This is a genomic window from Nocardioides sp., assembly GCF_035703625.1.
In the GTDB taxonomy this organism is placed as follows: Bacteria; Actinomycetota; Actinomycetes; order Propionibacteriales; family Nocardioidaceae; genus Nocardioides.
On sequence record NZ_DASSXS010000122.1, the window covers coordinates 1 to 5,752 of the forward strand.

Sequence of the window (5,752 nt, forward strand, 5' to 3'; positions counted from 1 at the left end):
CGTCCACGACAACCCGCTGCAGCTGAGCTGAGCACCGAGCCGGCATCACGGCTGGATCGCACGCTCCTCGCTCTCGTGACCCGGGTCGAGGTGGGCGGCATCCGAGACGCGCAGCGGCGTGAAGTCTCCCGAGGTGTGCGCCGACCTCACCCGAGAGGTCAGGCACACGTGGTCGCTGCCGTCGTCGAGCAGTGAGATGCGTTCGAGGGACAGCCGGTTGGGACACGCCTCGAGCAGCGGTACGCCGTACTCGTCGTGGTCGAGGTCCAGTCCCGCGAACTTGTCGGTGTCCTCACCGGAGTGGGCGCCGAAGCGCTCCGCGAGCTCGAGGTCCTCCGACGTCAGGAAGTGCACGGCGAAGGACTTGGAGCGCAGGCTCACCCGGTAGGTGTGGTTGGCCTTGGACAACCACACGCAGTAGTGCCGCGGCGTGATGCTCGACTGCACGTGGAAGCCGACCAGGCACCCCGCCTGCTCGTCCGCGGCCGCGGTGGTGACCACGATCAGCGGCGGGTCGGCCGCGGCCATCAGGGTGTCGAAGGCCTCGGCGCCGTCATCGGTCATCGTGGCTCCTCTCGTAGCGGAGGAAGATCGTGTCGTCCTCCAGCATGGCTCCCTCCAGCGCGAACTGCGCAAGCCCCGCGCCGGGCGGCGTCACCGACACCGGGAGCGGGTCGCCGCCCATCATCGGAGAGATCGACAGGCACAGCTCGTCGAGCCGGTCCGCGGCGACCAGCTCCCCCAGCCAGCTCGGGCCGCCCTCGCAGAGCACGACCCGGTGGCCGAGGTCGGCCAGCGCCCGCAGCGCAACGACCGGCTCGACCCGTTCGTCGCCGGCCACGACGACCTCGGCGACCTCCGCGGCCCTGGCCCGGCGCTCCGGATCCGCCGCCGCGCAGGTGATCACGTGGGTGGGCGCGTCCGCGGGCGCGGTGGCGAACACGTTCGCCGTCCAGTCGAACGCCAGGGACCGGCTGACCACGGCGAGCGGCGGAGTGGCCGACCGACCCTGTGCGCGGCGTTGTGACCGGGCCTTCTCGTCCAGGCGCACGCATCCGTATCCCTCGCGACGCACCGTCTCCGCACCCACCAGCACGATGTCCGCGATCTGCCGCATCCTGCGGAACAGGGCCTGGTCCGGGGTGGTGGAGAGGGAGCCGACGCGACCGGCCACCGCCGCCGTGCCGTCGAGCCCGGCGACCATGTGGCCGGTCACCCAGCACTCGTGCCTGGGCCGGGAACGGTCGACCGCGAGGTAGGGACCCAGCGCGTCGGGCACCTCTGCTCCGCGCTCGAGTTCGTGCATCCGGTCACCCTAGGGGTGACTCGCCGAGGGATCGTGGAGGCGGGTGGTCCAGGGCAGGTGCGCGGACGCGGACGTCCTCACCATTCGCGAGCTCGAGGAGCCGGCAACAGGCCCCGCTTCCCAGCCAATCCATGCACTTCCAGGGCATCGCAACAGCGGGGAAGTGTCGGTTTACCCGGGGAGCCGGGGAAACCGACAACTCACCCACCGCCGTACGGGACGGTGATGATCTCCAGGCTGTGGCCGTCCGGGTCGTCCCAGTAGAGGCCGCGCCCGCCGTCGTGGGTGTTGACCTCCCCCTCGGTGCGGTGGAACGGGTCGGCCCAGTAGGTCAGCCCACGCTCGACGATCCGCGCGTGGATCCGGTCGAACTCGTCGTCGGCCACCAGGAACGCGTAGTGCTGCGGGTGGACCGTGCCGTGGTCGTCGGCATAGTCCAGCGACACCCCGTTGGCGACCTGGACGACCACGAACGGCCCGTACGTCGTCGGCTCCGGCAGACCGAGGATGTCGACCAGGAAGCGCGCCGACTCGTGCTTGTCGGTGCACCTGACGATCGTGTGGTTGAGCTCGACTGCCATGGGTGGCTCCTCCCTCCAGACGCGTGAACTCTCGCCATTCTCCTCCGCCGTCGGCGGGGGAGACTCGATCGAGCCGTGGGATGGGGCGGCGTAGGCTCTCGCCAGTCCTTCGGACCACCCCTGCGCCGCCGACGAGAAGCCCGGACATGCCTGCACAAAGCCTCAACGCCCAGCACAGCGCGACGCGACCCACCTCCTCGACGACGAGGGCGTGCCACCCGTCGTGGTCGACTGAGCCGGAGCGATCATGCAGGGCCTGACACTCACCGTCTGCGACGCCGACGACGAGTACGCCGCGTGGCGAGAGGTGCGGCTGGCCGTCGAGCTCGGTGAACGCAGCCCGACCGTGGCCGAGCTGCGGGCCCAGGACTCCGGCGACCGGCTGCTGCTGCTCGCCGTCGCGGACGACACCGTGGTCGGGTCCGGCATCGCCGACCGCGCCGAGAGCGCCGACGCCGGGTTCGCCCTCCCCCGGGTGCTGCCCGAGCATCGCCGCCAGGGAGTCGGGTCGGCGCTTCTGCGAGCGCTGGCCGACCACTGCGCCGGCCTCGGCGTGGGCAAGGTCGTGTCGCGGGTCGACGAGCCCCTCCTCCCGTTCGCCAGCCGCTTCGGCTTCGCCGAGGTCGACCGCGAGGTCGAACAGGTGCGCACCGTCGGCGACGAGCCCGCGCCGCCCCCACTGTCCGACGACGTCGAGGTGGTGCCGCTGGGCGACCGTCCGGAGCTGTGGGAGGCCTCCTTCGAGACGTTCGGCCAGCAGGTGCTCGCCGACTTCGCCGTGCACACACCGCTGGAGATCAGCGCCGAGCAGTGGAACACGTCCTGGCGTGGCGACCCGATGTTCCTGGCCGTCCATGACGGCGAGGTGATCGGCTGCGCCGGGCTGACCCTCGACACCGACCAGCCGCAGCGCGCCGAGAACGCGCTGACCGCCGTACGCCGCGACTGGCGCGGCCGGGGCGTCGCCTCACACCTCAAGCGCCGGACCCTGCACTGGGCGGCTACCCACGGCGTGGGCGAGGTCTACACCTGGACGCAGATCGGCAACGCCTCGATGCGCCGGCTCAACGAGCACCTCGGCTACGTCACCAGCCAGACCAGCATCACGCTGTCGCGGGCGCTTCCCCTCTGACGGGCAGCTGCTGCAGCGCCCACGCGTTGCCGTCGGGGTCGGCGAAGTAGACGAACCTCCCCCACGGCTGCTCGTCCACCTCGCTCACCTCGACCCCGCGGCCGAGCAGCTCGGCGCGCACGGCGTCGGCGTCGGGCACCACCATCATCAGGTTGTCGAGCGACCCGGGTGTCATCTTGGTGAGCCCCTTGCCGAACGAGATAGAGCAGCCGGACCCCGGCGGCGTCATCTGCACGAACCGGAGGTCCTCGCTGACCGTGTGGTCGTGGTCGGGGTTGAACCCGACCGACGCGTAGAACTCCTTGGCCCGGTCGATATCGCTCACGGGCACGGTCACCAGCTCCAGCCGCATCTCCATGACCGCAGCCTAGGGCCGGCCACCGACAACGGAGACCGTCAGCAGCCGCGCAGCCAGTCGTCCCAGGACAGGGGCGGCCGGCCGTCCTCGATCTGTCCGACCAGCTCGCCGGACATCCAGGCCCGGAGCGCCCGGATCTCGGGTGCGGAGGCGAGGGTGAGCAGCTCCATCTGCTCGCACAGCTCGTCGGCGGCGGTCACCGCTTCGTGGAGGCGCCGCACCATCGAGCCGAACTCGTGAGGCATGGCCATGTCGATGTCGACGATGCGGAGGCCCGCGGCCGCCGCCTGCTCGGCGGTCCTGCGTCCGGTGAACCGGGCGTGGGCGGGGCTGATCAGCAGGTCCTGGATCTGGGTCGCCAGGGCCCGGGAGCGGGTGTTGCCGGGGTCGGCTGAGATGAGCTGGAGCTCGCGCACCAGCTCGTCGAGGTGCTCGTCCTGGCGCAGGCTGAGCTCCACGGGGCATCCGGCCAGCCGGACCAGCGTCCAGCCAGGAGGAAGCGCACCGTCGGTCGGGACGGGGTCGTCGAGCGGCTCGACGGTCGGACCGGCCACCTCGTGCTCCGGCTCGTCCTCGGTCAGCTCCGCCCAGACCCGCTTGCCCTCGGGCGTGTGCTCGACGCCCCAGTCACGCGCCAGGACCGACACGATCGCCAGGCCGCGGCCCGTGGTCGGCTCGTGGTCGAGGGACATCCCGTCGACGCCGTCCTGCTCGGTGAAGGTGGCGCGTGGGGCGACGACGGTCGCGGGCACCGCACCGTCGTCCTCGACGCTGACCCGGACCGCCTGGCCCCGCGGCTGCAGGGCGACCTCCATGAACGTGGACGCGGCGTGCAGGGCGGCATTTCCGGCGAGCTCGCTGACACACAGGGTCGCGCTGTCGATGAGGGCGTGGCGATCCCAGGACACGAGTCCGTCGGTCACGAACCGGCGCGCGGCCGAGACGCTGACCGGCTCGGCGGCGAACCGGACGCGAAGCGTCTCGCCTGTCGTGGCCCCCACAGGGACAATCATGCCCCAGATCGGCGCCGTCCGTCGCTCACCGAACGTAGCGTGGACCTGGCGATTCCCCGCCACGGATGTGGCGAACGCTGCGGACCGATACGGTCAGGGCAAGGTGCACCGCAGAGGACGGAGTGTCGATGGCCGACGTGGACCGGGTCCTGGACAGCGCGGGGGTCACGAACCCGCGGGTTCGCGAGTACGTGCGCCACTGGGCGGACCTCACCGGGGCCGAGCGGGTCGAGGTCGTCGACGCGGCGGACGACGCCCGGCTGGTCGAGGAGTCGCTGGCGGCCGGGGAGCTGCTCCCGGCCGGCGAGGGCCGCTACTACTCCCGCAGCTACCACAAGGACACCGCCCGCTCGGAGGAGCGGACGATCGTGGCCACGAGCAACCCCTCCGACGCGGGTGCCTACAACAACTGGCGCCCGGCCTCGGAGATGAAGCCGATGCTCGAGGAGCGCATGCGCGGCGCGTCGGCCGGAAAGACGATGTACGTCGTCCCCTACCTGATGGCGCCGCCCGGATCGCCGCTGGCGCGGTGGGCCACCGGCGTCGAGCTCACCGACCACCGCACCGTCGTGCTGCACATGATCCGGATGGCCCGGGTCGGGGTCGAGCACGTCGAGAACCTCGAGGACCCCGACTCGTTCGTGCGCGCCGTCCACGTCACCGGCGACCTGGAGAACCTCGGCCAGGGCACCGACGACGACCAGCGCTACTTCGTGACCGTCGCCGACGAGCGCACGATCCTGCACTTCGGGTCGTCGTACGGCGGCAACGCGCTGCTCGGCAAGATCGCGCACGGCCTGCGGCAGGGGGCGTACGACGGCTGGGCGAGCAAGAAGTTCCTCGCCGAGCAGTACATGCTCATCGGTATCCACGACAAGGAGACGGGGAAGACCTACCACGTCTGCGGCGGCTTCCCGAGCGCCTCCGGCAAGACCAACCTGGCGATGATGGCGGCCCCCGACGCGCTGGGCGACCGCTACCACGTGTCGTTCTACGGCGACGACATCGCGTGGCTGTGGGTCGACGAGGAGACGGGTCGCCTGATGGGCATGAACCCGGAGTACGGCGTCTTCGGCGTCGCCAAGGACACCAACGAGGGCACCAACCCCAACGCCCTCGCGTCGGTCGGGCACGGCACCGACTGCATCTTCACCAACGTCGCCTACAACCCCAGCACGGGCGAGGTGTGGTGGGAGGGCAAGACGCCCAAGCCGCCGAGCGACGTGCACGGCTGGCTCGACTGGATGGGCTCGCCCGTCGCGGACCGCAAGGACGACGACACCGCGCCCTGGGCACACCCCAACAGCCGCTTCACCACGACGCTCGACAACGTCCCCAACATCGCGCAGGACTACGACGCGC

At 71.1% G+C, this 5,752-nt stretch carries 7 protein-coding genes; 2 read left to right on the top strand and 5 right to left on the bottom strand.

Annotated features, from left to right (window positions below):
• Window positions 1-45: 45 nt before the first annotated feature.
• The 3 genes from VFN12_RS06095 to VFN12_RS06105 form a co-directional block, all read right to left on the bottom strand.
• Window positions 46-564 carry a flavin reductase family protein gene (locus tag VFN12_RS06095; RefSeq protein ID WP_325117714.1) on the bottom strand — a complete coding sequence of 173 codons (519 nt, stop codon included), beginning with the start codon at window positions 562-564 and terminating at the stop codon, window positions 46-48.
• Window positions 554-1,306 carry a pyrimidine reductase family protein gene (locus tag VFN12_RS06100; RefSeq protein ID WP_325117716.1) on the bottom strand — a complete coding sequence of 251 codons (753 nt, stop codon included), beginning with the start codon at window positions 1,304-1,306 and terminating at the stop codon, window positions 554-556. The genes VFN12_RS06095 and VFN12_RS06100 overlap by 11 nt, the downstream gene beginning before the upstream one ends.
• A gap of 200 nt (window positions 1,307-1,506) precedes the next feature.
• Entirely contained in the window at window positions 1,507-1,887 is a 381-nt protein-coding gene (locus VFN12_RS06105; RefSeq protein WP_325117717.1) for a VOC family protein, read from the bottom strand.
• 247 nt (window positions 1,888-2,134) lie between these two features.
• Here VFN12_RS06105 and VFN12_RS06110 point away from each other — a divergent pair, with 247 nt between their 5' ends.
• The gene (locus VFN12_RS06110) at window positions 2,135-3,019 is read left to right on the top strand and encodes a GNAT family N-acetyltransferase (protein ID WP_325117718.1); all 885 of its coding nucleotides are present in this window, start codon (window positions 2,135-2,137) and stop codon (window positions 3,017-3,019) included.
• Here the strand turns inward: VFN12_RS06110 and VFN12_RS06115 are convergent.
• Both VFN12_RS06115 and VFN12_RS06120 read right to left on the bottom strand, forming a co-directional pair.
• Complete coding sequence (locus VFN12_RS06115; protein WP_325117719.1) at window positions 2,991-3,377, bottom strand: VOC family protein; 387 nt, start codon at window positions 3,375-3,377, stop codon at window positions 2,991-2,993. The two genes, VFN12_RS06110 and VFN12_RS06115, sit on opposite strands and share 29 nt — an antisense overlap.
• A gap of 38 nt (window positions 3,378-3,415) precedes the next feature.
• A complete protein-coding gene (locus tag VFN12_RS06120) occupies window positions 3,416-4,378 on the bottom strand; it encodes an ATP-binding protein (protein WP_325117720.1) in 963 nt (320 codons plus the stop codon).
• A 140-nt stretch (window positions 4,379-4,518) separates the two neighbouring features.
• Here VFN12_RS06120 and VFN12_RS06125 point away from each other — a divergent pair.
• Window positions 4,519-5,752: phosphoenolpyruvate carboxykinase domain-containing protein (locus VFN12_RS06125; protein WP_325117721.1), on the top strand; the 1,234-nt coding region annotated here is incomplete at its 3' end.